Consider the following 25,683-nt stretch of genomic DNA (forward strand, 5'->3'; position numbering starts at 1 on the left):
GCAGGCTACCGATGAAAACAACGCTAAGCACCAATGCACTGTATATTTTGCTGATGGGGCTTGGCTTCCCGATTTTACGCGTGATGAGCCTGCATTTTGACACTTTCAATAACAATGTCGTGCGTTTTTTATCGGGTGGCATTCTGTTTATTCTGATCTGTGCGTTCAAATTTAGAAACACCTTATTTGAGATTTTCAAACAGCCACGCTTGCTGCTCACCTTGCTGTTATTGGGCGTTTTTATGGCAGGGAATATGTATTTCTTTATTAACGGATTAAGGCTTACTTCCGCCCTTTCTGGCAGTATTTTTGGCATTCTGGCAATGCCTTTAGGGATTGCCATAGCGGCAATCTTTTTTGCTGATGAACGGCAAAAAGTGAAACAGCGTGGTTTTTATTTGGGATCGTTACTTGCCATTATTGGCTCGTTTATTTTTGTCCTGAATGGCAATCAGCAAGGGGGCGAACAGCAATTTGTTCTTGGCGCCGTGTTTTTATTTTTAGGCATTTTTATTCAATCCCTACAAAATTTACTGGTGAAAAGTGCGGTGCAAAAATTGCCCGTTTTTGTAATTAGCGCCTCCACCGCCACCCTTGCAGGGCTGATTTTCTTAGTGCTTGCCCTATATTCAGGCAAAATTGCCGAACTTCAACACACCCCAAGGCTAATGCTCAGCGCCCTTGCTTTGGCAGGTATTTATGGAATGGCAACGGGAATGTTGTTCGCTTTTTATATCGTACAAAAACAAGGCATTGTAACTTTTAATTTGCTCCAATTGCTCGTGCCGATTTCTACCGCCCTCATCGGCTATTACACCTTAGGCGAACGGATTAACCTTGCCCAAGCCTTAGGCGCAAGTGTTGTGTTAATCGGCTGTCTGATTGCATTAAATCGCAACAAAACCTAACCTTAAACGATAGATTAAGTACGGCGCACAGAAAAATCGTGGAAGCTCTCATTATCAGGATAGTCTTTCATAATCACTTGTTTTACCACTGCACTGGGTGAGCCGCGCTGCAACCATTGATAAAGCTGAGTTAATTGTTCTTCCGACCCTTTAGCGATCACTAAAACGCTTCCGTCCGAAAGATTTTTTACCCAGCCCGTTAGTCCAATTTTGCAGGCTTCTTTCCAAGTGAAATAGCGAAAACCCACACCTTGCACACGGCCATAAACGGCAAATTTTTTGACTTTCATTTTGATTAGTTATTCTTACCAAAATATTTGATTAAATCTGCTTTACGCAGGGCAAACACGCCCAGTCCACCATTTTTTAATTCAACCCATTCAAATGGCACATTTGGGAATTGTTCGATTAAATGCACCATACTATTTCCCACTTCACAAACAAGCACGCCATCATCGGCGAGATAATCTGCCGCAGATTGCAAAATGCGTTTGGTAATATCTAAGCCATCATCGCCCGAGCCTAATGCCATTTCTGGCTCGTAATGATATTCTTCTGGCATATCATCAAGATCTTCCTGATCCACATAAGGCGGATTGGTAACAATTAAATCGTATTTATCCTGTGGAATCGCATTAAATAAATCCGATTGCATTGGGAAAACTCGATCGGAAAGCTGATATTTCATAATATTGATTTCTGCCACATCAAGGGCATCAGTAGATAAATCAATGGCATCAACTTCTGCATCAGGAAACGCCATTGCGCAAGCAATCGCAATGCAACCGCTGCCTGTGCATAAATCCATAATGCGTTTTGGCTGCTTGGTGAGTAATCCTGCGAATTTTTCTTCAATTAATGCACTGATTGGCGAACGTGGAATAATCACTCGTTCGTCCACATAAAACTCCAATCCACAAAACCACGCACTGCGGGTTAAATAAGCCACTGGAATTCGTTTTTCCAAACGTTCTTTAACAAGGGTAATTAAGTGCAATTTTTCATCTTGTGTCAGGCGCGCATCATACATTTCAGCAGGGAAGTCATAAGGCAGATCTAAGGCTGCCAAAACCAGCTGCTGCGCTTCGTCCCAAGGATTATCATATCCGTGGCCATAATATAATTCAGAACGGTTAAAAGTGCTGTAAGTCCAGCGCAGAAAATCTTTAATACTATAAAGTTCATTAAGTGCGGTGAAAAAAATGTCTGTTTTTCCTTCATTATTTGATGTTAATGATAAAGAAGGAAAATCATTTTCTAAAGTCATTGTTGAATGTTCCTGTTTTATAATAGAATAATTAGTTATTTATAGCACAAACTGATACGGCAATTAAGTTTAATTTTACTTCCAAAATGAAAATGTTAGATGATGAGGATTTAGCGCTTTTTCGTGATGCTGTAAAAGGTGCAAAGCCTTTAGCGCAAAATGAATTTGTTGCACCACAAAAAGCATACAAACAGAAACAACAAACTCGCCAGCAACGGGAAAAAGAAGATACACTTTTTTTCTTCTCTGATGAATATGAACCTTTGCTCAATGAAGATGGGCCGGTAAAATACTTACGGGAAGGGGAAGACAGTTATTTGCTGAAGCAATTACGTCGTGGAGATTTTTCCCCTGAATTATTTTTAGATTTACACGGTTTAACTAAAGAGAAAGCAAAGCTAGAGTTAGCTAGCTTGATTCAAGCCTGTGAGAAAGAAAATATCTATTGTGCCAGTATAATGACAGGATATGGAACTTATACATTAAAACGGCAAATTCCTAAATGGTTGGTTCAGCATCCAAAGGTTCGCGCTCTGCATCAAGCACCTAAGGAATGGGGTGGAGAAGCGGCAATTTTGATTTTATTAGAGGTTTAAATAAAACTATACAAATAAAGAGCGGTGAAAAAATCGGAAATTTTTCACCGCTCTTTGTTTTTATTTCAACCTAAAAATTCACGTCTTTAGTGTAGCATAATACCCATATCGATATAACTCACGATACTACCAGTATTTTTAGCTTGTTTTTTGAACGTTTTTAGCGGGAGTATACTCCCTGTTGTTATCTCTTTACAGAGATAACAAACACTCCTGCAAATAAAAATATTTGTGCGCTTAAAATAATTTAAATACTAAATTTATAGGAGCTAAAATGCTTATTCCAATTTTAGAGAATGGAACTACTCTTTATAAAGATAGTTTTGGTAATAAATACCAATATGATCTGACTAAACCTACCGATAAATTAAGCTATGATACTGATTTATCCGCCCAAATGCGTGACAAAATGTCTGTAATTCCAACTCGCAATTCAAATGGAGGAGGAATTTATGAGTAATCAATATACCGCAGAGGAAATAAAAGAAATTCTGTTAGATGAAGGATATCGTTCAGTCAGCATAAAGCAAGAAAATATCGTATTATTAAAGGTTGATGGAAAGAACTATCCCATTGCATTGTATAAAAATGGTGATATTCAACTGGGTTATGGAATAACTACGCCTATATTATCTTTAGAAAAAGTGAATAATTGGAATGCAAACCATAGATTAGGGGTTTTATCTACTAAAGAAGAAAATAAACTTCTATTTTCTATCACTTTGCCTGCTCTTGATGGGAGATTATCTAGAGCAGGCATCGCAAAAGGCGTATCTCGTATGTTAGATGCCGTTAGAACAATCGATATTTTTGATTTTGTAGAAGACTAGATGAAAGAATAAAAATATTTGTGTGTTTAAAATAATTTAAATACTAAATTTATAGGAGCTAAAATGCGTGACAAAATATCTGTAATCGCGAATCAAAATCCAAATGGAGGAGGAATTTATGAGTAATCAATATACAGCTATTGAATTGAAAGAAACTCTTTTAGATCAAGGTTATCGTGAAGTTTATATTTTTAATGAAGATCTTGTTGTTGTAAAAGCTTATGGACGTACGTATTTATTGGGCTTATACCCTGATGGCGACATCCAAATATTGTATATGCTAAAGGAGAATAGTCCTTTTTCCTTAAGTAAAATAAATGAACTAAATTCTGATTATAGAAATGCATCATTTTTTACAGGTAAAGATGATGAAAATACATTAATTGTTCAATTTACAATTACTGGATTGGGTGAGAAATTAACACCAAGAAAAGTAGTCGAAGGGCTTGAAAGAGCTGATGCCATACTTAGAAGCGTTGATTTTGATGATCTATTAGATTAATTTCTTTACTTTTAACAAAAAGAGCGGTGAAAAAATCAGAAATTTTTCACCGCTCTTTGTTTTTATTTCAATTTAATAAAACCTAGAAATTCGCATTTCTCGGGGCGCGTGGGAATGGGATCACGTCGCGGATATTTTGCACGCCAGTTACATAAACGATTAAACGCTCAAAACCTAAACCGAAGCCTGAATGTGGCACGGTGCCGTAGCGGCGGAGATCGCGATACCACCAGTAATCTTCTGGGTTTAAGCCCATTTCAAGCATACGTTTATCTAGCACATCTAGGCGTTCTTCACGTTGTGAGCCACCAATGATTTCGCCAATTCCTGGGGCTAATACGTCCATTGCCGCCACGGTTTTGCCGTCATCATTTAAGCGCATATAAAACGCTTTGATGTCTTTTGGATAGTTTTTCACTACCACTGGGGATTTGAAATATTCTTCCGCTAAATAGCGTTCGTGTTCTGACGATAAATCAATGCCCCAAGACACTGGGAATTCAAATTTTTTGCCTGATTTTAATAGGATTTCAATGGCATCTGTGTAGTCAATTTGTGCAAAATCAGAATTAATGAAGTTTTCTAAACGGCTGATAACGTCCTTATCAACGTGTTTTTCAAAGAATTTTAAGTCATCTTTGCGTTCAGCTAACACAGCACGGAACACATATTTCAACATATCTTCTGCGAGTTTTGCGTTATCGTTTAAATCAGCAAAGGCCATTTCTGGTTCAACCATCCAGAATTCTGCCAAGTGGCGAGTGGTGTTTGAATTTTCTGCACGGAAGGTTGGGCCAAAGGTATAGATTTTACTTAATGCACAAGCGTAAGTTTCGCCGTTTAGCTGACCAGATACGGTTAAAAACGCTTCTTTTCCGAAGAAATCTTGCGAAAAATCCACCGCACCTTGTTCTGTGCGTGGGAGATTTTCTAAGTCAAGGGTGGAAACACGGAACATTTCTCCCGCACCTTCGGTATCAGAAGCTGTGATAAGTGGCGTTGCCACCCAGTAGAAACCCTGTTCGTGGAAGAAGCGGTGAATGGCTTGCGCTAAACAATGACGAACACGCGCCACCGCACCAATAATATTTGTGCGAGGACGTAAATGCGCTACTTCACGCAAGTATTCAATACTGTGGCGTTTTGCGGCCATAGGGTAGGTATCAGGATCTTCCACCCAACCTGTTACTTCCACATTTTCCGCTTGTAATTCAACCGCTTGCCCTTCTGCTGGGGATTCCACCACTTTGCCCGTTACAATCACTGAGCAGCCAGTGGTTAAACGTAGGATTTCATCTTGATAATTTGCAATGTCGTTATTCACGATCACTTGGATAGGATCGAAGCAAGAGCCGTCATACACCGCAAGGAAAGAAAGCCCAGCTTTAGAATCGCGGCGAGTACGCACCCAGCCACGCACGGTAACTTGATCACCGATTTGAATTTTGCCTTGTAATACATCTACGATAGGGGCAATTTGTGTCATATAAACCTCAATCAAAAAAATTAGCGTAAAAACGTGCCTAGTTTACCGCAAGTCGGAAAATTTGCCAAAATGAATTGTGCGATTGTTTTTGTGAAGTCGCCCACAAAATTGGCGTAAACTACTTGTTTTTGGGTAGCAAACTGATATAACAAAAGAATAATTTTATTTTGAAAATTTAATAGAGAGATCGCTATGGCAAGAGAACGAAAACAAGATAAGTCTTTCGTGAAAGAACAACAACTAGGGAAAGTTTATCAATTAATTGAGCAGTTTGAAGAAATTTCAAGAATTGATTTATCTAAACTGTCTCGTCTTGCGCCTGCGACAATTACTTCTCTCACGCGCAAACTGATCGATCAAAAATTGATTATGGAAAAAGCGGTGCGTAACACAGAACATCGTGGGCGGCCTGCGATTGGGCTTTGCGTTTCGCCTTTTTATTGGCAATCCCTTTGTGCTATTTTGACCGAAGATCGCTTTGATATGTTTTTATGCGAACTTGACGGTACGCTTATCGCGGAGCAATCTTTCCATTTAACCTTAGAAAATATTGCCAATTTAAGCACCGCACTTATTGATTGTGTGGAGCGTTTTATTCAGCAAACCCAGTGCCAAACAGAGCGTATTATTACCTTTTCGGTAGCGGTAACAGGGCAACTTGATGAGCAAATGGCTTATTGTTATCCCCTTGGCAACCGTATTTTGCATCTTGATTTGAAAAGTTTATTCCAAAATCACTTTAACTTGCCTGTAGTTATTACGGATTATTTTGAAACTTGGCTATTTGCAGAAAGCTCGGTGGGAAGCGTAATTGGCTGTGAAAATGTGCTTTTTTTGCAGCTCAATGATCGAGTCAATTTAAGTGTGCTTTCTGAGGGTGATGTCATCTGTTGTAATCAACAAGCGAAAATTAACGTGGATAAACTGATTGCACCGCAATTACATCCGTTACAAACCAAACTGAATCCGCGCTTGGGCGAAATAGAGCGATACCAAATTATTAATCAAATTACCCATAAGGCTATCTATCAGCTAATTGACTTGCTTTATCCAGATAATCAATGTAATGACAATAATGAAAAAATCCGCTTTTTATGCCGAAAAATTGATTTGCAAGAAAGCAATGCACTTTCCATTTTACATTTAGTTACTGATGTTACGGCATATTTAATTTTGTGCTTGGTGGATATGTTCTCGCCGAAAAAAGTGATGTTAGACAGCAGTTTATTACTCGCTAAAGAGGTATTTTTATCTCGTTTAAATCAACGTTTAAGCCTTTTCCATTGCAATGTGGAAATTGTAATTAGCCGTTATGAGTGGAATAGCCCAGAAGTATTAACTGCCGCCATTAAGCAACGATTATATGATGGTTCATTATTAGGACATCTCGCGCAAAATCACTAAACTTTGTGTTAGCTCAATATTGTGATGAAAAATTTCTTTTAAAATCTTAGATTAAATAGGGAATAAAAGGGAAAGGATCATCATTATGAGCAGTTTTTTTGTTGCGGGTACAGATACCAATGTAGGGAAAACCATTTCAAGCCGAGCCATCATACAGGCATTACAAAATGCAGGCATTCAAATTGTTGGTTATAAACCTATTGCCTGCTTACCTGATTACGATGACTTTTCCCATCAACAAGGCTTAAATCCAGAAGAAAGTAGTTCTGATGTGCTGACCTTAATGCGTTCCACAAAAGAAAAGGTGAGCTATAAAGAGATAAATAGTTACAGTTGCTCAGATATTTTGACTGTTCTTTCCAGTGATGACTCCATCATTAATATCGATAAAATTAATGCCGATCTTGCTGCGCTAACTCAGCGTTATCAATCTGTTTTGGTGGAGGGCGCTTTCGGCTGGCTAACGCCAATGAATAAGCATTATAGTTTTGCAAGTTGGGTGGCATCGCAACAAATGCCCGTAGTGCTGGTGGTAGGCATTAAAGAGGGCTGCATTAATCACGCCTTACTCACCGCACAATCTATTAAACAGTCGGGTTTACCTTTAGTGGGGTGGATCGCCAATCGTATTAACCCAGGGCTTGCTCATTATGCGGAAATTATCGAAATGCTGAGTGAAAAAATTGACGCACCGTTGCTCGGGCAAATTCCTTATGTGCATCGCCCTGAAGAGCAAGAGCTAGGGCATTATATTACCAATATTGAACGCTTAACTTATCTGCAAACGGAATGGGTGAAGTAGAGTAGATGAAGTAAGCGAAATTCATTCATTTCAATCTAAATGATTATTAAAGTGCGGTGCAAAAAATCAGAATTTTTCCACCGCACTTTTTTCGCCATTAAATATGACTTCTGCCTAAAGCCTTACCAAAAACACTACAAATGCGCCGTGCTATTCACCGTTTCTAACACGAAACGCCCTGCATTTTCATTTTCTGTTTGCTCATAACGAACAAGGCTAATAGACGTATTTGCCAAGCGTGTAACACGGGGATTTTCACGGTGGGTTTGCCAGCTTGAGCCGTCTAGTAAAGCGAGAAGTAGGTGTAGGGTATGCCCGTGAGAAACCACCAAAATATTCCCCTTGTCATGAACTTGAATAATGTCATAAATCGCCTGCATTGCGCGATCGGCCAGTTCAGCAAAGGTTTCGCCACCGTTGCTTTTGGCTTGATAATTCGCAGGATCTTTGGTCATTTGCTGAAATTCTTCGCTTTGGCGAATGCTATCTACCAACACGCCCTCCCAGCTACCAAAAAAATGTTCGTTTAAGCCTTTATGCTGAAAGAAAGGAATATTGCGCTCGCCAATAATGTATTGCGTGGTATCCATTGCCCTTTTTAACACGCTTGAATAGGCAGCAACAAAAGGCACGTTGGCTAAGTGTTCGCCTGTTTTCATTGCCCCCTCAATGCCTTCGGCGATCAGCGGAGAATCGCCTTGTCCTTGTAATAAACCTTGTTCGTTCCAAACGGTGCGTCCGTGGCGAACTAAATAAAAAGTGAGCTGTTTTTTCATTGTTATCCTTAAAATGCTTAAAAAGTTGGAAAATTTACACCGCACTTATGCCTTATAAAAGCGGGCTAAATAAGAAAAATAAACGTTCGATAACCTGTTGATAAACAGGGCGTTTTACCCAGTTTTCATAGGTTAATAAAGAAGAACTTTGGCGGTAGTGTTGCTGCAATTGAGTTACTTCATTGGCAAAACTTTGATCTTCCACCACCATTGTTACTTCAAAATTCAACATAAAACTGCGCATATCCATATTTACCGTGCCAACAAGGGCAAGGCGGTTATCAATCAACACGCTTTTAGTATGTAATAAGCCTTGCTCAAATTGATAAATTTTCACCCCAGCGGCAAGCAGATCTTCAAAAAAGGTGCGGCTCGCCCAGCTTACCATTAAAGAATCGTTTTTCTTTGGTAGAATCAGCGTAACGTCAATACCACGCAAAGCCGCAATGCGTAAGGCTTCAGCAATGCTATGGCTTGGCACAAAATAAGGCGAAGTAATGGTGATGCTTTGGCGTGCGGAAAAAATCGCAATAGAAAGGGATTGCGCCATTAAATCATCAGGAAAGCCCGGCCCTGTGGCAAGAATTTGCACCGCGTGCGAATTATTTTGATCAATAGGTAACAAAGGACAATCTGGCAACTGCAAGGGGATTTCTTTATCACTTTCAATTTGCCAATCCCACGCATATAGCCCGTTTAACACCGAGGATACCGCCCCATTAATGCGAACCATAATGTCCACCCATTCCCCAACGAGGCTGTTTTGTTTGAAGTATTTGGGATCAACCATATTCATACTGCCGGTGTAAGCAATTTGATTATCGATCACAATAATTTTGCGGTGCTGGCGTAAATCAATGCGGCTAAAAAACATACGCAGTAAATTAACGTGTAGCGCTTCGGTGATCTCAATGCCCGCCTCTTTCATTTGGCGATAATTTTTGCTTTTGAAAAATTGGCGGCTGCCAACGCTATCCAGTAATAACCGCACTTTTACTCCGCGTTGTTGGGCGGCGATGAGGGCGGTTTGCACGTCTTCCACTAAGCCACCATTCCACCAAATATAAAACACCATATTAATGCTGTGTTGGGCTTGGTGAATATCTTGAATAATGCTTTTAATGATGCTTTCTGGCGTGTCTAAAATATGCAGCTCGTTACCCAGCACGCAAGGGATATTTAAGCGACTTTTGGCTAAGTCAAAAATGGGGCGATAAAGTAGGGTGTTGTGATGATTAATTAATTGCGGACATTGCGAAAAATCGCCAAACCACTGGTTAAATTTGGGTGCAAGCAAACGAAATGCTTTTGCTCGTTTTGTGCCTAATTTCACTTCGCCAAACACTAAATAGGCGATAATGCCCACCACTGGCACGAGATAAATAATCATCAACCAAGAAAGGGTGGCTGAAACCGATTGTTTTTTTATCACTAATCGCATTGTGATAGAAATGGTCAAAATCCAAATCAGGACAGGGATGAGATATGCTATAATCTGTTGAAAAGTAAAATTCATTTATTTTTAACCGCACTTTTATAAACATCTAATTATGCCAGAGATCACAACGCCAATGTTCGACATTGTTTTTCAGCACGCCGATTTTATCATTATTCACAAGCCTTGTGGCATTTCCGTGCATAAAGATGATCAGGCGCTTGGTCTAACCACCTTAGTGGCGCAGCAATTAAATTTGCCCCAAGTGTGGCTGGTACATAGGTTAGATAAGGTAACTTCTGGGTTGTTAATCTTAGCGTTGAATAAGCAGGCGGCGGCAACCTTGTCAGGGCTATTTGCCGATCATTGCATTGAGAAAACCTATCTGGCGTTATCCACCGAAAAGCCGAAGAAAAAGCAAGGGCGAATTGTGGGGGATATGCAAAAATCTCGCAATGGGACTTGGAAATTATGCCAAAGCAAGGAAAACCCTGCCATCACGCGTTTTTCTTCCTTAAGCTGTGAGCCAAATTTACGCCTTTTTATTTTGTTTCCGCAAACAGGCAAGACGCACCAGTTACGCGTGGCAATGAAAAGCCTAGGCAGCCCGATTTTAGGTGATGAACTTTATGGCGGAAATAAACAAAAATCCGACCGCACTTATTTGCATTGCTATCAACTGCGATTTGCTTACCAACAGCAACAAATTTGCGTCAAAACCTTACCAAAAACAGGGGGATTTTTCACCGCACTTGGTTTAGCAGAAAAAATCGCCCAATGGGAGGTGGAGAATAATTGCGAAAAACCAGAATAAAAACGTGATTTTTTAAGGCGTTAGTATTATTATTAAGGCATTTTTTCAATTCTTATCAGATTTATTTACTCATAGAGGATAGGTATGCAACACCTTAAAGACATTACAGAACAGGCAAAAGACGCGATTGAGAAATTGCACGATAAAAGCCTCGAAACCCTAGATGCGATTCGCGTAGAATATTTTGGTAAAAAAGGGCATTTTACCCAATTAATGCAAGGGTTGCGTGATATTGCCGCCGAAGAGCGTCCTGCAATGGGGGCGAAAATTAATGAGGCAAAACAGAAAGTTTTAGACTTATTAAACAGCAAAAAAGCGGAATGGGAGCAAGAAGCCTTAGATGCTCAGCTTGCCAAAGAAAGTATTGACGTGAGCTTGCCAGGGCGTAAAACGGAACTTGGTGGCTTGCACCCTGTTTCTGTAACCATTGGGCGTGTGGTGAGCTTTTTCTCTAATTTAGGTTTCACGGTGGAAGTGGGGCCTGAAATTGAAACGGATTATTACAATTTTGATGCGTTAAATATCCCCGCTCATCACCCCGCACGAGCCGATCACGATACCTTCTGGTTCGATGCCGAGCGTTTATTGCGTACCCAAACCTCTGGGGTGCAAATTCGTACAATGGAAAAAGCCAAACCACCTATCCGTATTATCGCCCCTGGGCGTGTTTATCGTAATGATTACGACCAAACCCACACCCCAATGTTCCACCAAATTGAATTACTTTATGTGGATAAGCACGCCAATTTCACCGAATTAAAAGGTCTGTTACACGATTTCTTGCGTGCGTTCTTTGAAGAAGATTTAAAAGTGCGTTTCCGCCCGTCTTATTTCCCATTCACTGAGCCTTCTGCTGAGGTTGATGTAATGGGGAAAAATGGCAAATGGCTTGAAGTGTTAGGTTGTGGAATGGTTCACCCAAATGTGTTACGCAATGTGGGGATTGATCCTGAAGAATATTCTGGCTTTGCGGTGGGTATGGGCGTAGAGCGTTTAACAATGCTACGTTACAATGTAACAGATTTGCGTTCATTCTTTGAAAACGATCTGCGTTTCTTAAAACAATTTAAATAATTAGTCCGATTGACCGAATAAAATTTACGATAGAGAAAGAATATGAAATTTAGTGAATTATGGGTGCGTGAATGGGTAAATCCTGCCATTAGCACTGAACAATTATGTGATCAAATTACTATGCTCGGCTTGGAAGTTGATGGCGTTGAGCCAGTGGCTGGAGCATTTTCCGGTGTTGTGGTGGGGGAAGTGGTGGAATGCGCTCAACACCCCGACGCAGATAAATTACGCGTAACCAAAGTGAATGTAGGCGGTGATCGTTTGTTAGACATCGTCTGCGGTGCACCAAATTGCCGTCAAGGCTTAAAAGTGGCTTGTGCGGTAGAAGGGGCAGTGCTACCGGGTGATTTTAAAATTAAGAAAACCAAATTGCGTGGGCAACCCTCTGAAGGAATGCTGTGTTCATTTAGCGAACTAGGTATTTCTGACGATCATAACGGCATTATTGAATTGCCTGCTGACGCACCAGTGGGAACAGATTTGCGTGAGTATTTGCAATTAAACGATAACAGTGTAGAAATTAGCTTAACGCCAAACCGTGCGGACTGTTTAAGCATTGCAGGAATTGCCCGTGAAGTGGGCGTGGTTAATCAGCAAACTGTTAATGCCCCTGTTATTGAAGCCGTGCCAGCGGCCATCGCGGACAAAGCACAAATTGAGGTATTAGCCCCTGAAGCTTGCCCTCGTTATTTATTGCGTGTGGTTAAAAATGTGAACGTAAAAGCGGAAACCCCGATTTGGCTAAAAGAAAAATTACGTCGTTGCGGTATTCGCTCTATCGATCCTGTAGTGGATATTACTAACTATATTTTGCTTGAACTCGGTCAGCCAATGCACGCTTTTGATGCCGCCAAAGTGGCGCAGCCTGTGCAAGTGCGTATGGCAAAAGAAGGCGAAGAATTGGTGCTATTAGATGGCACAACCGCCAAACTTCAACCAAACACTTTAGTGATTGCCGATCAAAATGGCCCATTAGCGATGGCGGGTATTTTTGGTGGCGAAGCCAGTGGTGTGAATGCCGAAACCAAAGATGTGATTCTTGAAGCTGCATTCTTTGCGCCATTAGCCATTACAGGACGCGCTAGACAATATGGCTTGCATACCGATTCTTCACACCGTTTTGAACGTGGTGTAGATTTCAATCTTCAACACAAAGCAATGGAACGTGCAACCGCCTTATTGTTAGACATTTGCGGCGGCGAAGCGGGTGAAATTTGCGAAGTGGTGAGCGAAGCCAATTTACCAAAAGTAAAACAGGTGCAATTACGCCGTGAAAAATTAGATCACTTATTAGGTCATCATATTCCAACAGAAACCGTTACAGACATTTTGCAACGCTTAGGCTTACAAGTGAGCTACCAAGACGGTTTATGGACAGCGGTTTCACCAAGCTGGCGTTTTGATATTGAGATTGAAGAAGACTTAATCGAAGAAGTGGCACGCATTTACGGTTATAACAACATTCCGAACAATGCACCATTAGCGCATTTACAAATGAAACCAATGCCTGAAAGTTTATTAGAATTGGTGCGTGTGCGTACCGCTTTTGTGGATAGCGATTATCAAGAAATTGTGTCTTATAGCTTTGTTGATCCAGAAGTTCAGCAATTGTTATCCCCAGAGCAAGAAGCCTTAATTCTGCCAAACCCAATTTCGCGTGAAATGTCGGCAATGCGCGTGTCTTTATTACCGGGCTTGCTTACAACCATTGCTTACAACCAAAATCGCCAACAAAGCCGTGTACGCATTTTTGAAGGCGGATTACGCTTTATTCCTGATAGCCAAGCAGAAAGTGGCGTTCGTCAAGAATATGTGCTGGGTGCAGCCATTGTGGGAGATAAACGCCCTGTTCATTGGGAACAAAAAGGCGAAAATGTGGATTTCTTTGATCTAAAAGGGGATTTAGAACGCATTTTATCACTAACAAAGGCTGGAAATCGTTTGCGTTTTGTAGCAAAATCATATCCAGCGTTACACCCAGGGCAATCTGCTGCCATTATCCTTGATGATAAAGAAATCGGCTATATCGGTACGGTTCACCCGAAAGTGGTGCAACAATTAGGGTTATCGGGTAAACCGATTGTCTTTGAAATTGAATGGGCGCCAATTGCAGAACGCACTGTGCCTAATGCCAAAGAGATTTCTCGTTTCCCAGCGAACAAACGGGATCTTGCTATCGTCGTGGATAGTGCAACGCCAGCGGGCGATGTGTTAGAAGTATGTCGTCAAGCAGGCGGAAAACAGCTTGTAAACGTAAATTTATTTGATGTTTACCAAGGGGCGAATTTACCAGAAGGTAAGAAAAGTTTAGCCATTAGCTTAACCATTCAAGACACTGATAAAACCCTTGAAGAGAAAGAGATTAATGCGGTAATTTCAGCGGTATTAGACGCATTAAAACAACGATTTGATGCTTATTTGAGAGATTAATATTATGACATTGACCAAAGTTGAATTAGCCGATAGCTTAATTGAAAAGCATAATCTAAATAAACGTGATGCCAAATTATTGGTGGAAAGTTTTTTTGAGGAAATTCGCGTGGCATTGGAAAGTGGGCAAGATGTGAAATTATCTGGATTTGGTAATTTTGAATTACGCGATAAAGCTTCACGCCCAGGACGTAACCCTAAAACAGGGGAAAGCGTACCTGTTTCCGCGCGCCGAGTGGTAGTATTCAAACCCGGTCAAAAATTACGCTCTCGTGTAGAAAAATCTAAGCCAAAAGCTTAATCATTTCTCACTTAAAACTATCCGCGCAAAAAAGTGCGGGTAGTTTTTTATTCTTTTTTATTTTTAGAGTTTACAATGAATTTACTTAAAACATTGCTAATTGGCGGTGGCGTATTGCTGAGTGTAGCTTGTTCTAGCTCGAATGAAAGCTCTTCCGTCCAATATAAATCGTTTAAACATAACCGCTATCATAGCCAGTTAAACGATCCCATTATGACTATTGCGATGCTGTCAGAACATCAACGTGAATGGGCTGGCACTCCCTATCGTTTAGGCGGACAAAGTCGCCGTGGTATTGATTGTTCAGCCTTTGTGCAGACTACTTTCCGCGAACGCTTTAATATTAATTTGCCTCGTACCACAAGAGAACAAGTGAAATATGGCACGAAAGTAGCAAAAGAAGACATTCAAACGGGTGATTTAGTTTTCTTTAAAACAGGGCGCGGGCCAAATGGCTACCACGTTGGGATTTATGTGAAAGACGGTCAATTCCTACACGCCTCAACCAAAGGTGGCGTGATTTATTCTTCACTCAATAGCCCTTACTGGACACGCACTTATTGGCAAGCGCGTAGAATGTAAAACCGAGTTTATAGAAAATACAGAAATAAAAAGTGCGGTGGAAAATTTTTGATTTTTTCACCGCACTTTATTTTTGCTCTTCTTTTATTCGGCCTTTGTTTAACTCACTTCCTTGAACGCAATCATTTCATTTTGGCTGAAATCTGTTTGCTCATCTTCATCTTGGAATAATGGGGTAGTAGGCAGATCTTGTTTATCAAAAGCAATATCCCCTTCCACGCCGTCTAGGTTTTGTCCGCGTTGAATATCTTTGAAATTAAACAAATTTTTATCGCATAGGTGCGAAGGCACAATATTCTGCATTGCGCTGAACATTGTTTCAATGCGCCCCGGATATTGGCGATCCCAAGTTTGTAACATTTCTTTTACTACTTGGCGTTGCAAGTTAGGTTGCGAACCGCATAGATTACAAGGAATGATCGGGAATTGTTTGGCGATAGAATATTTTTCAATGTCCTTTTCTTTGCAATAAGCCAACGGACGAATCACAATTTGCTTGCCGTCATCACTGATCAGTTTTGGTGGCATTGATTTCAGCTTGCCGCCGTAGAACATATTGAGAAATAAGGTTTCCAACATATCATCACGATGATGCCCAAGGGCGATTTTGGTTGCGCCAAGTTCTGTGGCTGTGCGGTATAAAATCCCACGTCTTAAACGAGAACAAAGGGAACAGGTGGTTTTGCCCTCAGGAATTTTTTCTTTCACAATACCGTAAGTATTTTCTTCCACGATTTTGTAATCCACGCCAATGCTTTCTAAATATTCAGGTAAGACGTGTTCAGGAAACCCCGGTTGTTTTTGATCTAAATTTACCGCCACAATATCAAAATGAATTGGTGCGTTAAGGCGTAAATTAAGCAAAATATCCAGCAACGTGTAGCTGTCTTTACCACCAGATAAACACACCATCACCTTATCGCCATCTTCAATCATATTAAAATCAGCAATCGCCGCGCCCACATTACGGCGTAGGCGTTTTTGTAACTTATTGAAATTATAGATTTGTTTCTTTGTTTTTTCGTTTTGAGAAGTTAAATTTTCGCTCATTGGGTTTATTATTCGGTTATATCAATTTAAAAAACTTGCGTATAGTAAGGGGTAATGGGATTTTTTCCAATAGGAATGTGCAGGATTAGGTCTTTTTAGGTAGCTTTGACCGCACTTTATTATGCGGCCATTGCTGATTATACGGAATGAATATGCTGGAGAAGCACTTCATTAATACGCGATTGCCAACCTTTCCCTGTGGCTTTAAAGGCCTCAATCACTTCAGGTGATAAGCGAATAGTGATAATTTGTTTGGTTGGCGTTTTTTGTTTACCCCTTACTTTCGGTTTTATATGTCCTTGCTTTTCCATTTCTGCTTGATGTGCAAGCACCATATTGACAAAATCATCAGGCATTGTTTCTTGTAATGATTTCATTTGTGTAAAGTCGCTTTGCTGTAATTCCCGGACTTCGCCTTCAGAATTAATCAGTGGTGTGTTTTTCTCTGTTTTCATATTTTTTGATCTCCCTTGCATTTATTTAATTATCGAATAATCTCATAACAAGGCTCATAAGCCTCGCCGTCTGGCAGTTTCATTCGGTGTTGGGTGATGAAATCTTGTAGCACGTTGTCCACTTTTTCCATTAAATCCTTATCCCCTTTGAGCTGGAATTTGCCTAGCTCAGCGATGCGATCTTGGGTATCAGGCTTAATGTTACCTGCCACAATGCCAGAGAACACACGGCGAAGATTGGCGGCAAGGCTTACTTTGCTTTGATTCATATGCAAATCTAAATTTGCCATATTTTCGTGGGTTGGGATAAATGGCTGTTGGAATTCAGGATCAATTTTCAACGACCAATTAAAGCCATAAGAATCATTATTTTCATAGCGTAAATGACGAATTTCTTCTATTGAAGATTTCATATGGCGCGCCACTGCCACAGGATCATCAATGATGATTTTATACAAGGATTGCGCTTCTTTCCCTAAGGTTTCGCCAATAAAGCGATCAATCGTGGCAAAATAATCCGCACTTTCTTTTGGCCCAGTTAAAATGAGTGGGATAGCTTGCGCTTGATTTTCTGGGTTGAGCTTAATTCCAAGGATATACAGTAATTCCTCAAATGTTCCAGGGCCACCAGGGAAGATAATAATGCCGTGTCCCATACGCACAAAGGCTTCAAGGCGTTTTTCAATGTCAGGCATAATGATCAGCTCATTAACAATTGGGTTAGGTGGCTCAGAAGCAATGATTGAAGGTTCGGTGATGCCAATAAAACGGCTGTTTTTATAGCGTTGGTTGGAATGACCAATTGCCGCGCCTTTCATCGGTGCTTCCATCACACCTGGCCCGCAGCCTGTGATGATATTTAATTCACGATGACCTAATTCTAACCCCACCGCGCGACAATATTGGTATTCAATTTGATTGATGGAATGACCTCCCCAGCACACCACCAAATTCGGCAATTCGCCCACAATCAAGGCTTTGGCATTACGCAAAATGGAAAACACTTGGTTGGTGATATGCACGCTGTCTTGAATATCGCAAGGATTAATCCGTTGGCTTAGCACATTCACGAACACAATATCACGTAGGACGGCAAAAAGGTGATATTGAATATTGCGGATAATATGCTGATCCACAAACGCACTTTCAGGGGGATTATATAATTTCAGCGTAATGCCGCGTTCTGTTGCCACTAGCTCAATGTCAAAATCGGGATACTGGCTGAGCAATTTACGGCTATCGTCCGTTACCGCCCCAGAATTCAGCACCGCAAGCGAGCAGTTGCGATACAGCTGGTATAGCTCGCTTTTGGCTTGCTTGGTGAGCAATTCCACTTCAAGATGCGAGAGCTGTTCCATACTCCCACGGGGATTCACATAATGAATATTTGCCATTGCGACCTCCTATTGTCTGGCTAAGCGCACATTGTGCGGCACGGTTTCAAAGTTCGAGCGGAACGGATTAATATCCAACCCACCGCGGCGTGTATAACGGGCGTAAACGGTGAGCTTTTCTGGCTGAGCAAAACGCATTAGATCACAATAAATTCGCTCAACGCATTGTTCGTGAAATTCGTTATGCTGACGGAAAGAAACTAAATAGCGCAATAATTTCTCGCGGTCAATCCGTTTGCCTACATAATGAATTTGTAACGATCCCCAATCTGGCTGCTGGGTGATTAAACAATTTGATTTAAGCAAATGGCTCACCAAATGTTCTTCCACCTGTTCTGCGTGCGTGCAATGTTCTAAATAATTGGGATTGAATTGATAATCTCGGATTTCAATATCCTGATCATCAATACAATCTCCTTGTAAAGAATCAATCAAAGTGCGGTGGTAATTTTGCAAAGAATTTAACCGCACTTTGACTTGCCCTTTGGCGCAATCAGCCAGATCTTGCAGCAAGATCTGTTGCACCTGCTCGAAACTGTCAAAATGGCTTTGATTAAAGCTGTTGAGATAAAGTTTAAAACTTTTAGATTCAATTAAATTTTCACTGCGGAAATCAATTTCTACGTCCGCAATCGCCACTTGCGGCACGCCTTTGGGATTAAGCCAAGAGATTTCATAAGCCGTCCAAATATCTGCGCCAAAAGTAAAAGGCTGATTTTCCACAATCCCAAGCTGCGCGCGGTTTAATTGACGCGGCACGGCTTGCAATAAAGTGCGGTCGTAATGTTGTGCATATTTTGTTTCTTGCCCTAATTTTAAGGCGTGTAAACTTTCGTGGTTGTAATCCATATTTTTCCTTATTGCCAGTGCCAAGAAAGGTTGGATACCAATCGGCACTGATCACATTTAAAATCAAACAGATCAAAGAGCGGTGTTTTTAATGCCCAATTTTTATGGCAGCTTGGGCAGCGGCGTTGTTGTTCTGCGGTCAAACTTTCGCCACCAATGCGGTATAAATAATAGTAAGTTGGAATGCCGGTGTGTTGTTCAATTTCTTGGCATAAGGCATAACCGTGTTTGGATAAATTGCTGTGCAGATCAGAAATCTCACTAAGTGCTTTGCTTTCTAGGGCTGTGCCGTTCATTTGTAACTGATCGCAAGCCTGCCAATTTTCTTGCCATTTGATGAGATCTAAACTCAAGTGCGGTGCATTTTTGAAAAATTTATACAGTGGAATAGGCAAGTTATCATCGCCACTGTGCAACGGTGAGCAAGATTGTAAATAGGTGGTGTAAAGCACTTGCCAGCTTGGACGCTCGCCTTGATGAGTGAGATCAGAATTTAGGTCATCAGCAATCACTTGAAAACTATCAAAATTTATCCCCGCACTTTGTGCCACATCTAAGGCATTTTGCACCGCTGAATTATTAAATTCGGGCAGCAGGCTTTGTTGTTCGGGGCAAACCACACGCACGGCAATGCCTTGCTGGTGTTCTAATTCAGCGTGAAAAAGGGGAATTTCTCGCCCAAGAATTTGCCCGTTATAACGCCATTGTTCAATCACTTGATTAATCAATGGGTAAACCGCATTGTTGGGTTCAGTAAGGGTAAAAAAAGCTTCAATTAAATACATTCTCTGCCTTAATTTATAGGAAAGCGATTGCGTTTTTTCGCACTTGGCTTTGTGGTATCATAACGCCTTTGTTTCTGCACTAAAGGTGAACGCCACATTTTAGGCAGAATAAGATGAGAAAGCAAATTAAGGAATCCACAATGCGTGAACAAACAAAATATCAGTTACAACAGTTACAAAAAGCAATGGAAGAATTAGCCCTTTGGCAAGCCGTTGCACCGGAAGCGGCAGCATTTGACAGCGTTGAACCGTTTTGTATCGACACAATGAATGCGCACGAATGGTTGCAATGGGTGTTTATTCCGAGAATGTATGCCATTATTGAAAGCAACGAACCGTTACCGCACAAAATGGCGATTGTGCCTTATATTGAAGAAGCCTTAAAAGAAAAGGATATTGTGGAAGTGCAACGCTTAATTGAGCCGTTGAAAGATATCGAAGAAATTTGCAACGCTCAAAATGATCGCACTTAATATTCTTTATCAAGATGAATATTTGGTGGCGGTGAATAAGCCAGCGGGAATGTTGGTGCATCGTAGCTGGCTTGATCGCCACGAAACCCAATTTGTGATGCAAACTTTGCGTGATCAAATCGGGCAGCACGTTTTTCCTATTCATCGTTTAGATCGCCCGACATCTGGCGTGTTGCTGTTTGCTTTGAATGGGGAAATTGCCAAATTGCTGTGCGAACAATTTGAACAAAAGCAGGTGGAAAAAAGCTATTTGGCGGTGGTGCGTGGCTATCTCAAAGAACAGGGTAGGATTGATTATCCGCTGAAAGTTCAACTAGATAAAATTGCCGATAAATTTGCTCAGCAAGATAAAGCACCGCAAGAGGCGATCACAGATTATGAAGGCTTAAAAACAGTGGAAATGCCTTATGGGGTAGGGCGTTATCAAACCAGCCGTTATTCTTTGGTTAGGCTCATTCCACATACGGGCAGAAAACATCAGTTACGTCGTCACTTAAAGCATATTTTTCACCCTATTTTAGGGGATACACAATATGGCGATTTACATCAAAACCGTGCCTTAACCGAACATACCGGTGTGCAACGGCTAATGTTACACGCAGAAACACTTGCGTTTATCCATCCCATAACAAAAAATCGGTTAAAAATCACCGCACCTTTAGATGAACAATGGCAATGCTTATTCGATGCGTTTTCTTGGAATGGGGTAGCGTAAACGTGCAAAAAGAAAAGATGAAACATCAAATGCGTAAAAATACGAGAAATTTTCTAGGAATGTCAAAGTGCGGTGTTTTTTTCGTTTGTTTTTTGGTTAAAGCTCTTGTATAATCGCCCAACCCTGTGAATGTGTTGGCTTTCCCACCACACATTATTTTATCGAGATCCACTCGAAGGGGTGCAGATTGAGATTCATGGTTGTGTTCTTTAGAACACTGGGTATTAATATTATTTTATTGGTAATTAATTAATGAAAACTTTTGTAGCAAAACCAGAAACGGTTAAACGCGACTGGTATGTAGTAGATGCGACAGGTAAAACTTTAGGTCGTTTAGCGACTGAATTAGCACGTCGCCTTCGTGGTAAACATAAAGCTGAATATACTCCACACGTTGATACAGGTGATTACATCATCGTTATCAATGCGGACAAAGTTGCCGTAACAGGTAAAAAAGAAAGCGATAAAATTTACTACTGGCACACTGGCTATGTAGGTGGTATCAAACAAGCGACATTTAAAGAAATGATTGCTCGCCGTCCAGAAGCTGTGATTGAAATTGCGGTTAAAGGTATGTTGCCAAAAGGCCCATTAGGCCGTGCAATGTATCGTAAATTGAAAGTGTACGCTGGTCCTAACCACGAACACGCAGCACAACAACCACAAGTTTTAGATATTTAATCACGAGGTGAGAAAAATGGCAGAGAATCAAAACTACGGCACAGGTCGCCGCAAAAGCTCTTCAGCTCGTGTATTTATCAAACCGGGCAGTGGTAAAATCACTATTAACCAACGCGAATTAGACGTTTATTTCGGTCGCGAAACTTCTCGTATGATCGTACGTCAACCATTAGAGTTGGTTGAATTAACTGATAAATTAGACCTATACATCACAGTTAAAGGTGGTGGTATTTCTGGTCAAGCGGGTGCAATCCGTCACGGTATCACTCGTGCATTAATTGAATATGATGAAACATTACGTCCAGCATTACGTGCAGCGGGCTTTGTTACTCGTGATGCTCGTCGCGTTGAACGTAAAAAAGTGGGTTTACACAAAGCACGTCGTCGCCCACAATACTCAAAACGTTAATCGTTTCTTATTCAAATACAGTTCAAATGGCAAGTTTTTACTTGCCATTTTTCTTTTCTAAATTTCTTAAATCAATTCTTTTCAAGAAAAAAATTCAATTTATAATCAATAAGATAGACTGGTATATGATAAATTTACTTAGCTATTTCCCTATAATTTATGGTAAAATATTCGCCTTTAATTTTAAATGATCGATAAGTAAAAGGTTAGCGGAGGAATAAAATGAGTAGTGCAGCAAATAAACGTTCAATAATGACCCTTTTTTCCAATAAAGACGATATTTATTGCCATCAAGTTCGCATTGTTTTAGCGGAAAAAGGAGTTGCTTATGAAATGGAAGAAATTGAGCCAGGTTCTGTTTCAGAAGATTTAATGGAGTTAAACCCTTATGGCACATTGCCAACCTTGGTAGATCGTGATTTAGTGCTATTTAATTCTCGTATTATTATGGAATACCTTGATGAGCGCTTTCCACACCCGCCATTAATGCCTGTTTATCCTGTATCGCGCGGTAAAAGCCGTTTATTAATGCTAAGAATTGAGCAGGATTGGTATTCTTTATTAAACCAAATTGAGCAAGGTGATGACGCTGAAAAAGAGCAGGCTGCCAAACAATTAAAAGAAGAATTATTAGCCATTGCACCAATTTTCAACCAAACTCCTTATTTTATGAGCGAAGAGTTTAGCTTGGTAGATTGCTATATTGCGCCGTTATTATGGCGTATGCAAAAGCTCGGCATTCAATTTACCGGAGCAGGAAGCAAAGCCATAAAAAACTATATGGAGCGCGTGTACCAAAGAGATTCTTTCAAGCAATCCGTAGGCGAGGCTGCACCTAAGAACCTAATGGATGATAAATAAAAGAGAGTAGTTATGGAACGTAAATTCTCACCGAAACGCCCTTATGTTTTAAGAGCTTATTATGATTGGTTGATAGACAATGATTGCACGCCGTACTTGGCTGTTGATGCCACTTATGCTGGCGTGAAAGTGCCTGTTGAATATGTGAAAGATGGGCAGATTGTGCTGAATATTTCAATGAATGCAACAGGAAACTTGCAATTAACCAATGATTTCGTTCAATTTAATGCACGTTTCCAAGGTGTACCGCAAGAAATCTTTATTCCTATGGGCGCGTTAATTGCACTTTATGCAAGAGAAAGCGGCGATGGCATTATGTTTGAACCAGAAGAGTTCGAAGATGATCTTGCTATTCAACAAGATGAAATTAAAGATGAACAGCCGTTAAGCTTTGTTGAAGCCGTAGATAAACCTGAAACAACAGAAAAACCATCGAGTAAGAAGTCTTCTCCAAAATTACGTTTTGTTGATTAATTATTTGCAGCATTTAATTCCTTTTAAGCGCCTGTGCTAAACAAATAGTGCAGGCGCTTTTTATATTCCTTTATTCAAATAAAATCCTTATTTTTCTCATTTTTACCAATTTTCGCGAGTTATTTTTGTAACGTTGTAACAAATTGGCAGACCAGGCTTTTCTTATTTTTTTAAGACTCAAATCTTAAAGATTTCTTAAATCTCACTAATATTTATTTTGTATCCATTGCGAAAATCAATTTAAATGATCTCATCATCATAAATCTACTGAAAAGATATTTCATATAAAGAATAACCGAAGAACAGATTCCAAGATGCAACACTAAAAAACGCCATAAAGATATGCTGTAGGATATGACAAAAAAGAGCGGTGCAAAAGTTACTTTTATATTTATCTTATTTAACATAATATACATTATGCGAAATCAGTTATCAGGTTAGCAAAAACTACGGATCAATAAAATCACAGACTTATACACAGATCATTTTTACTAGTTAAACAAGGTAAAATTAAGGTTTTTGACCACGCTGTAACGCTTAGGTTTTATGAGTTACGCACTGTCAATGATGAAATGTAAAGAAAAATTAAAGAATGATGTAGATAAATATGGCAGTCAAAATAAAGCTAGATAAAAACCTAGCCTTGCCTAATTGAAGTAAAAATCAATGGAATAACATCTATAATTTTCCTGATGATTTTACTTGCCTGCTATTTTTAAGAACTTAAGAACAATGACTGGAATAAGCCTAGTTAATCTATTTAATGATTTTCCGATTTTTAGCCTTACTTTATTAATGCTAAATGATTGCGCTACGCGAAAAATAAAAAAATCGAGCAGTTAGATTGCTCGATTTTTTATTTTACGCAATTTAGCAAAATTCAATCAGATTGTTACAGCATCACAAGTCTAACCCAATAATTTCACCCCATATTCATAAACCTGCTGCAATAAGGCTAATTTTTCAGGATTATTTTGGTATTCTTCCACCAAGGCTTGTAATTCTTGTTCAAATTGCACCGCACTTTGTTCCAGCTTTCTACGGCTGTATTTATCCCAACGTAACTGCTCTGCTCGGGTTAATGTCTTGTAGAAATGACGCGCGCGATAATGAAATAACAACGCATCAATACGTTTATCTTGGAAAGTTAAATTATGCTCGGCCAACTTTTCAGGGGATAAATCGCGTAAAATGGCCATATTATTCTTGTCATTTGGACTGAAAAATCCACTATATAATTCAGTTTCTACATTATCGCTTGGTTCAAAGACGCGTTCATCAGTGAAAATTTGTAATACTTTTTCACGAATGTTGAGATCTGCACGCAATTTAGCAAGGTTTGCTAAGCAACGCTGGCGGTCAATGCCTAAGCGTTGTGCATTTTCTGGTAGCAAGGTTTTGGCTGGAGCTAAAATTGGACATTTGTTGATATGCACTAATTTTAATGGAACAGGCAAAATGCCTTGTTCTTCCAATTCCGCTTTTTTGGTATATAAATTTTGGCGTAATTTTTCCGCACTTTTATTGAGTAGATCATCAATATTGCTATCTAAATCACACACAATGACGGCATTTTTATTGGTTGGGTGCCAGGCTAAAGGGGCAATCCAAGTGGTGTTACCGCGATAATTCCCCAACATTCCTGAAACGTGTACTAATGGAGTCATTTCTGCGGTGTTAATCATTGCTTCAAGGGATTTTTTATCGCGATGCTCAAAGAAAAACTGGAATAATCTTGGCTGTTTTTCCTTGATTAATTTCGCCATTTCAATGGTTGCATACACATCAGCCATTGCATCGTGGGCATTGCTATGCTCTATTCCATTGGCTTTGGTTAAATTTTCTAAGCGGAAAGATGGCATTCCGTCATCATCATAAACCCAGTTTATGCCATCAGGTCGCAAAGCATAACAGGCACGCACTAAATCCAGTAAATCCCAACGAGAATTGCCATTTTTCCAGCTATATTCGTAAGGATCGATAAAATTCCGATAAAAGGTATAACGGGTCATTTCATCATCATAACGGATATTATTAAAGCCCATAACACAAGTGTTTGGTTGAGAGAATTCTTGCAAAATTCGCGCAGCAAATTCAGGTTCAGGCAAGCCTTGCTCATTGCATTGCTGTGGTGTGATGCCTGTTACCATCACTGCCGTTGGCGAGGGCAAATAATCATTGGTTTGCTTGCAATAGAACATCACAGGCTCGCCAATAATATTAAAATCCTTATCCGTGCGAATCCCTGCAAATTGTGTAGGGCGATCGGTTGCAGGATTTACCCCAAAACTTTCGTAATCGTAAACAAAAAAACTGAAATTATCTTGCAT

Annotated in this window: 29 protein-coding genes; 18 read left to right on the forward strand and 11 right to left on the reverse strand. The window is 40.2% G+C overall.

What is annotated here, in order from left to right; genetic code table 11:
* The first annotated feature begins 11 nt into the window (after positions 1–11).
* A complete protein-coding gene (locus tag DYC50_RS07320; RefSeq protein ID WP_115249622.1) occupies positions 12–908 on the forward strand; it encodes a DMT family transporter in 897 nt (298 codons plus the stop codon).
* Between the two features lie 14 nt (positions 909–922).
* Here DYC50_RS07320 and DYC50_RS07325 read toward each other — a convergent pair whose 3' ends face one another.
* Positions 923–1,198 (reverse strand): acylphosphatase, encoded by a 276-nt coding sequence (locus DYC50_RS07325; RefSeq protein WP_115249623.1) that lies wholly within the window; start codon positions 1,196–1,198, stop codon positions 923–925.
* Between the two features lie 5 nt (positions 1,199–1,203).
* A complete protein-coding gene (gene prmB / locus DYC50_RS07330) occupies positions 1,204–2,175 on the reverse strand; it encodes a 50S ribosomal protein L3 N(5)-glutamine methyltransferase (RefSeq protein ID WP_115249624.1) in 972 nt (323 codons plus the stop codon).
* A gap of 92 nt (positions 2,176–2,267) precedes the next feature.
* Between prmB and smrB the strand changes: the two genes are divergently transcribed.
* The 4 genes from smrB (at position 2,268) to DYC50_RS07350 (ending at position 4,103) form a co-directional block, all read left to right on the forward strand.
* Positions 2,268–2,771 (forward strand): endonuclease SmrB, encoded by a 504-nt coding sequence (gene smrB / locus DYC50_RS07335; protein WP_115250182.1) that lies wholly within the window; start codon positions 2,268–2,270, stop codon positions 2,769–2,771.
* Positions 2,772–3,045: 274 nt separating this feature from the next.
* On the forward strand, positions 3,046–3,231 hold the full coding sequence (locus DYC50_RS07340) for a hypothetical protein (protein WP_115249625.1): 186 nt from the start codon (positions 3,046–3,048) through the stop codon (positions 3,229–3,231).
* A complete protein-coding gene (locus DYC50_RS07345; protein WP_115249626.1) occupies positions 3,224–3,601 on the forward strand; it encodes a type III secretion system chaperone family protein in 378 nt (125 codons plus the stop codon). Before DYC50_RS07340 ends, DYC50_RS07345 begins: the two co-directional genes overlap by 8 nt.
* Positions 3,602–3,719: 118 nt before the next feature.
* Positions 3,720–4,103, forward strand: coding sequence for a hypothetical protein (locus tag DYC50_RS07350; RefSeq protein WP_115249627.1), 384 nt, complete (start codon positions 3,720–3,722; stop codon positions 4,101–4,103).
* A gap of 82 nt (positions 4,104–4,185) precedes the next feature.
* Here DYC50_RS07350 and asnS read toward each other — a convergent pair whose 3' ends face one another.
* Complete coding sequence (asnS, locus tag DYC50_RS07355) at positions 4,186–5,589, reverse strand: asparagine--tRNA ligase (RefSeq protein WP_115249628.1); 1,404 nt, start codon at positions 5,587–5,589, stop codon at positions 4,186–4,188.
* Positions 5,590–5,781: 192 nt separating this feature from the next.
* On the opposite strand from asnS, the gene DYC50_RS07360 reads away from it, so the two are divergent.
* Together DYC50_RS07360 and bioD are read left to right on the forward strand one after the other, a co-directional pair.
* Positions 5,782–6,993: an ROK family protein gene (locus tag DYC50_RS07360; RefSeq protein WP_115249629.1), complete on the forward strand. Its 1,212-nt coding sequence runs from the start codon at positions 5,782–5,784 to the stop codon at positions 6,991–6,993.
* 85 nt (positions 6,994–7,078) lie between these two features.
* Entirely contained in the window at positions 7,079–7,795 is a 717-nt protein-coding gene (bioD, locus tag DYC50_RS07365; protein ID WP_115249630.1) for a dethiobiotin synthase, read from the forward strand.
* A 134-nt stretch (positions 7,796–7,929) separates the two neighbouring features.
* Here bioD and DYC50_RS07370 read toward each other — a convergent pair whose 3' ends face one another.
* Together DYC50_RS07370 and cls are read right to left on the reverse strand one after the other, a co-directional pair.
* The gene (locus DYC50_RS07370) at positions 7,930–8,571 is read right to left on the reverse strand and encodes a histidine phosphatase family protein (RefSeq protein WP_115249631.1); all 642 of its coding nucleotides are present in this window, start codon (positions 8,569–8,571) and stop codon (positions 7,930–7,932) included.
* A 52-nt stretch (positions 8,572–8,623) separates the two neighbouring features.
* Entirely contained in the window at positions 8,624–10,087 is a 1,464-nt protein-coding gene (cls, locus tag DYC50_RS07375) for a cardiolipin synthase (RefSeq protein ID WP_115249632.1), read from the reverse strand.
* A 34-nt stretch (positions 10,088–10,121) separates the two neighbouring features.
* Here cls and DYC50_RS07380 point away from each other — a divergent pair, with 34 nt between their 5' ends.
* From DYC50_RS07380 to DYC50_RS07400, 5 genes are all read left to right on the forward strand, one after another.
* Positions 10,122–10,820, forward strand: a complete 699-nt coding sequence (locus DYC50_RS07380) for a TIGR01621 family pseudouridine synthase (protein ID WP_245934870.1) — start codon at positions 10,122–10,124, stop codon at positions 10,818–10,820.
* A gap of 84 nt (positions 10,821–10,904) precedes the next feature.
* Positions 10,905–11,894, forward strand: coding sequence for a phenylalanine--tRNA ligase subunit alpha (gene pheS / locus DYC50_RS07385; RefSeq protein ID WP_115249633.1), 990 nt, complete (start codon positions 10,905–10,907; stop codon positions 11,892–11,894).
* Between the two features lie 42 nt (positions 11,895–11,936).
* Positions 11,937–14,324: a phenylalanine--tRNA ligase subunit beta gene (pheT, locus tag DYC50_RS07390; protein ID WP_115249634.1), complete on the forward strand. Its 2,388-nt coding sequence runs from the start codon at positions 11,937–11,939 to the stop codon at positions 14,322–14,324.
* 4 nt (positions 14,325–14,328) lie between these two features.
* Complete coding sequence (locus DYC50_RS07395) at positions 14,329–14,625, forward strand: integration host factor subunit alpha (RefSeq protein ID WP_103855875.1); 297 nt, start codon at positions 14,329–14,331, stop codon at positions 14,623–14,625.
* A 75-nt stretch (positions 14,626–14,700) separates the two neighbouring features.
* Positions 14,701–15,207: a C40 family peptidase gene (locus tag DYC50_RS07400; protein WP_115249635.1), complete on the forward strand. Its 507-nt coding sequence runs from the start codon at positions 14,701–14,703 to the stop codon at positions 15,205–15,207.
* Between the two features lie 99 nt (positions 15,208–15,306).
* Here DYC50_RS07400 and ttcA read toward each other — a convergent pair whose 3' ends face one another.
* From ttcA to DYC50_RS07425, 5 genes are all read right to left on the reverse strand, one after another.
* The gene (gene ttcA, locus DYC50_RS07405) at positions 15,307–16,257 is read right to left on the reverse strand and encodes a tRNA 2-thiocytidine(32) synthetase TtcA (protein WP_103855873.1); all 951 of its coding nucleotides are present in this window, start codon (positions 16,255–16,257) and stop codon (positions 15,307–15,309) included.
* Between the two features lie 137 nt (positions 16,258–16,394).
* Entirely contained in the window at positions 16,395–16,712 is a 318-nt protein-coding gene (locus DYC50_RS07410) for a BrnA antitoxin family protein (RefSeq protein ID WP_115249636.1), read from the reverse strand.
* Positions 16,713–16,741: 29 nt separating this feature from the next.
* Positions 16,742–18,106, reverse strand: a complete 1,365-nt coding sequence (ppnN, locus tag DYC50_RS07415; RefSeq protein ID WP_115249637.1) for a nucleotide 5'-monophosphate nucleosidase PpnN — start codon at positions 18,104–18,106, stop codon at positions 16,742–16,744.
* A 9-nt stretch (positions 18,107–18,115) separates the two neighbouring features.
* A complete protein-coding gene (gene queF, locus DYC50_RS07420; protein WP_115249638.1) occupies positions 18,116–18,955 on the reverse strand; it encodes an NADPH-dependent 7-cyano-7-deazaguanine reductase QueF in 840 nt (279 codons plus the stop codon).
* 8 nt (positions 18,956–18,963) lie between these two features.
* Positions 18,964–19,740: a Zn-ribbon-containing protein gene (locus DYC50_RS07425; RefSeq protein ID WP_115249639.1), complete on the reverse strand. Its 777-nt coding sequence runs from the start codon at positions 19,738–19,740 to the stop codon at positions 18,964–18,966.
* 140 nt (positions 19,741–19,880) lie between these two features.
* On the opposite strand from DYC50_RS07425, the gene DYC50_RS07430 reads away from it, so the two are divergent.
* From DYC50_RS07430 to DYC50_RS07455, 6 genes are all read left to right on the forward strand, one after another.
* A complete protein-coding gene (locus tag DYC50_RS07430; RefSeq protein ID WP_115249640.1) occupies positions 19,881–20,213 on the forward strand; it encodes a YqcC family protein in 333 nt (110 codons plus the stop codon).
* Entirely contained in the window at positions 20,200–20,928 is a 729-nt protein-coding gene (gene truC / locus DYC50_RS07435; RefSeq protein ID WP_115249641.1) for a tRNA pseudouridine(65) synthase TruC, read from the forward strand. The genes DYC50_RS07430 and truC overlap by 14 nt, the downstream gene beginning before the upstream one ends.
* Before the next feature lie 252 nt (positions 20,929–21,180).
* Entirely contained in the window at positions 21,181–21,609 is a 429-nt protein-coding gene (gene rplM / locus DYC50_RS07440; RefSeq protein ID WP_017806616.1) for a 50S ribosomal protein L13, read from the forward strand.
* A gap of 16 nt (positions 21,610–21,625) precedes the next feature.
* Positions 21,626–22,018: a 30S ribosomal protein S9 gene (rpsI, locus tag DYC50_RS07445; RefSeq protein WP_017806615.1), complete on the forward strand. Its 393-nt coding sequence runs from the start codon at positions 21,626–21,628 to the stop codon at positions 22,016–22,018.
* A 222-nt stretch (positions 22,019–22,240) separates the two neighbouring features.
* Entirely contained in the window at positions 22,241–22,879 is a 639-nt protein-coding gene (gene sspA, locus DYC50_RS07450) for a stringent starvation protein SspA (RefSeq protein ID WP_115249642.1), read from the forward strand.
* 12 nt (positions 22,880–22,891) lie between these two features.
* Entirely contained in the window at positions 22,892–23,353 is a 462-nt protein-coding gene (locus DYC50_RS07455) for a ClpXP protease specificity-enhancing factor (protein WP_103852837.1), read from the forward strand.
* A 908-nt stretch (positions 23,354–24,261) separates the two neighbouring features.
* Here DYC50_RS07455 and sbcB read toward each other — a convergent pair.
* Positions 24,262–25,683, reverse strand: coding sequence for an exodeoxyribonuclease I (sbcB, locus tag DYC50_RS07460; RefSeq protein WP_115249643.1), 1,422 nt, complete (start codon positions 25,681–25,683; stop codon positions 24,262–24,264).

The sequence above is a fragment of the Avibacterium avium genome (assembly GCF_900454535.1).
Classification (GTDB): domain Bacteria; phylum Pseudomonadota; class Gammaproteobacteria; order Enterobacterales; family Pasteurellaceae; genus Avibacterium; species Avibacterium avium.

What these genes read in the sequence shown, in the direction of transcription:
- DYC50_RS07320 (WP_115249622.1), top strand. Translation starts at nt 12, where the DNA reads ATGAAAACAACGCTAAGCACCAATGCACTGTATATTTTGCTGATGGGG.
- DYC50_RS07325 (WP_115249623.1), bottom strand. Translation starts at nt 1,198, where the DNA reads ATGAAAGTCAAAAAATTTGCCGTTTATGGCCGTGTGCAAGGTGTGGGT.
- prmB (WP_115249624.1), bottom strand. Translation starts at nt 2,175, where the DNA reads ATGACTTTAGAAAATGATTTTCCTTCTTTATCATTAACATCAAATAAT.
- smrB (WP_115250182.1), top strand. Translation starts at nt 2,268, where the DNA reads ATGTTAGATGATGAGGATTTAGCGCTTTTTCGTGATGCTGTAAAAGGT.
- DYC50_RS07340 (WP_115249625.1), top strand. Translation starts at nt 3,046, where the DNA reads ATGCTTATTCCAATTTTAGAGAATGGAACTACTCTTTATAAAGATAGT.
- DYC50_RS07345 (WP_115249626.1), top strand. Translation starts at nt 3,224, where the DNA reads ATGAGTAATCAATATACCGCAGAGGAAATAAAAGAAATTCTGTTAGAT.
- DYC50_RS07350 (WP_115249627.1), top strand. Translation starts at nt 3,720, where the DNA reads ATGAGTAATCAATATACAGCTATTGAATTGAAAGAAACTCTTTTAGAT.
- asnS (WP_115249628.1), bottom strand. Translation starts at nt 5,589, where the DNA reads ATGACACAAATTGCCCCTATCGTAGATGTATTACAAGGCAAAATTCAA.
- DYC50_RS07360 (WP_115249629.1), top strand. Translation starts at nt 5,782, where the DNA reads ATGGCAAGAGAACGAAAACAAGATAAGTCTTTCGTGAAAGAACAACAA.
- bioD (WP_115249630.1), top strand. Translation starts at nt 7,079, where the DNA reads ATGAGCAGTTTTTTTGTTGCGGGTACAGATACCAATGTAGGGAAAACC.
- DYC50_RS07370 (WP_115249631.1), bottom strand. Translation starts at nt 8,571, where the DNA reads ATGAAAAAACAGCTCACTTTTTATTTAGTTCGCCACGGACGCACCGTT.
- cls (WP_115249632.1), bottom strand. Translation starts at nt 10,087, where the DNA reads ATGAATTTTACTTTTCAACAGATTATAGCATATCTCATCCCTGTCCTG.
- DYC50_RS07380 (WP_245934870.1), top strand. Translation starts at nt 10,122, where the DNA reads ATGCCAGAGATCACAACGCCAATGTTCGACATTGTTTTTCAGCACGCC.
- pheS (WP_115249633.1), top strand. Translation starts at nt 10,905, where the DNA reads ATGCAACACCTTAAAGACATTACAGAACAGGCAAAAGACGCGATTGAG.
- pheT (WP_115249634.1), top strand. Translation starts at nt 11,937, where the DNA reads ATGAAATTTAGTGAATTATGGGTGCGTGAATGGGTAAATCCTGCCATT.
- DYC50_RS07395 (WP_103855875.1), top strand. Translation starts at nt 14,329, where the DNA reads ATGACATTGACCAAAGTTGAATTAGCCGATAGCTTAATTGAAAAGCAT.
- DYC50_RS07400 (WP_115249635.1), top strand. Translation starts at nt 14,701, where the DNA reads ATGAATTTACTTAAAACATTGCTAATTGGCGGTGGCGTATTGCTGAGT.
- ttcA (WP_103855873.1), bottom strand. Translation starts at nt 16,257, where the DNA reads ATGAGCGAAAATTTAACTTCTCAAAACGAAAAAACAAAGAAACAAATC.
- DYC50_RS07410 (WP_115249636.1), bottom strand. Translation starts at nt 16,712, where the DNA reads ATGAAAACAGAGAAAAACACACCACTGATTAATTCTGAAGGCGAAGTC.
- ppnN (WP_115249637.1), bottom strand. Translation starts at nt 18,106, where the DNA reads ATGGCAAATATTCATTATGTGAATCCCCGTGGGAGTATGGAACAGCTC.
- queF (WP_115249638.1), bottom strand. Translation starts at nt 18,955, where the DNA reads ATGGATTACAACCACGAAAGTTTACACGCCTTAAAATTAGGGCAAGAA.
- DYC50_RS07425 (WP_115249639.1), bottom strand. Translation starts at nt 19,740, where the DNA reads ATGTATTTAATTGAAGCTTTTTTTACCCTTACTGAACCCAACAATGCG.
- DYC50_RS07430 (WP_115249640.1), top strand. Translation starts at nt 19,881, where the DNA reads ATGCGTGAACAAACAAAATATCAGTTACAACAGTTACAAAAAGCAATG.
- truC (WP_115249641.1), top strand. Translation starts at nt 20,200, where the DNA reads ATGATCGCACTTAATATTCTTTATCAAGATGAATATTTGGTGGCGGTG.
- rplM (WP_017806616.1), top strand. Translation starts at nt 21,181, where the DNA reads ATGAAAACTTTTGTAGCAAAACCAGAAACGGTTAAACGCGACTGGTAT.
- rpsI (WP_017806615.1), top strand. Translation starts at nt 21,626, where the DNA reads ATGGCAGAGAATCAAAACTACGGCACAGGTCGCCGCAAAAGCTCTTCA.
- sspA (WP_115249642.1), top strand. Translation starts at nt 22,241, where the DNA reads ATGAGTAGTGCAGCAAATAAACGTTCAATAATGACCCTTTTTTCCAAT.
- DYC50_RS07455 (WP_103852837.1), top strand. Translation starts at nt 22,892, where the DNA reads ATGGAACGTAAATTCTCACCGAAACGCCCTTATGTTTTAAGAGCTTAT.
- sbcB (WP_115249643.1), bottom strand. Translation starts at nt 25,683, where the DNA reads ATGCAAGATAATTTCAGTTTTTTTGTTTACGATTACGAAAGTTTTGGG.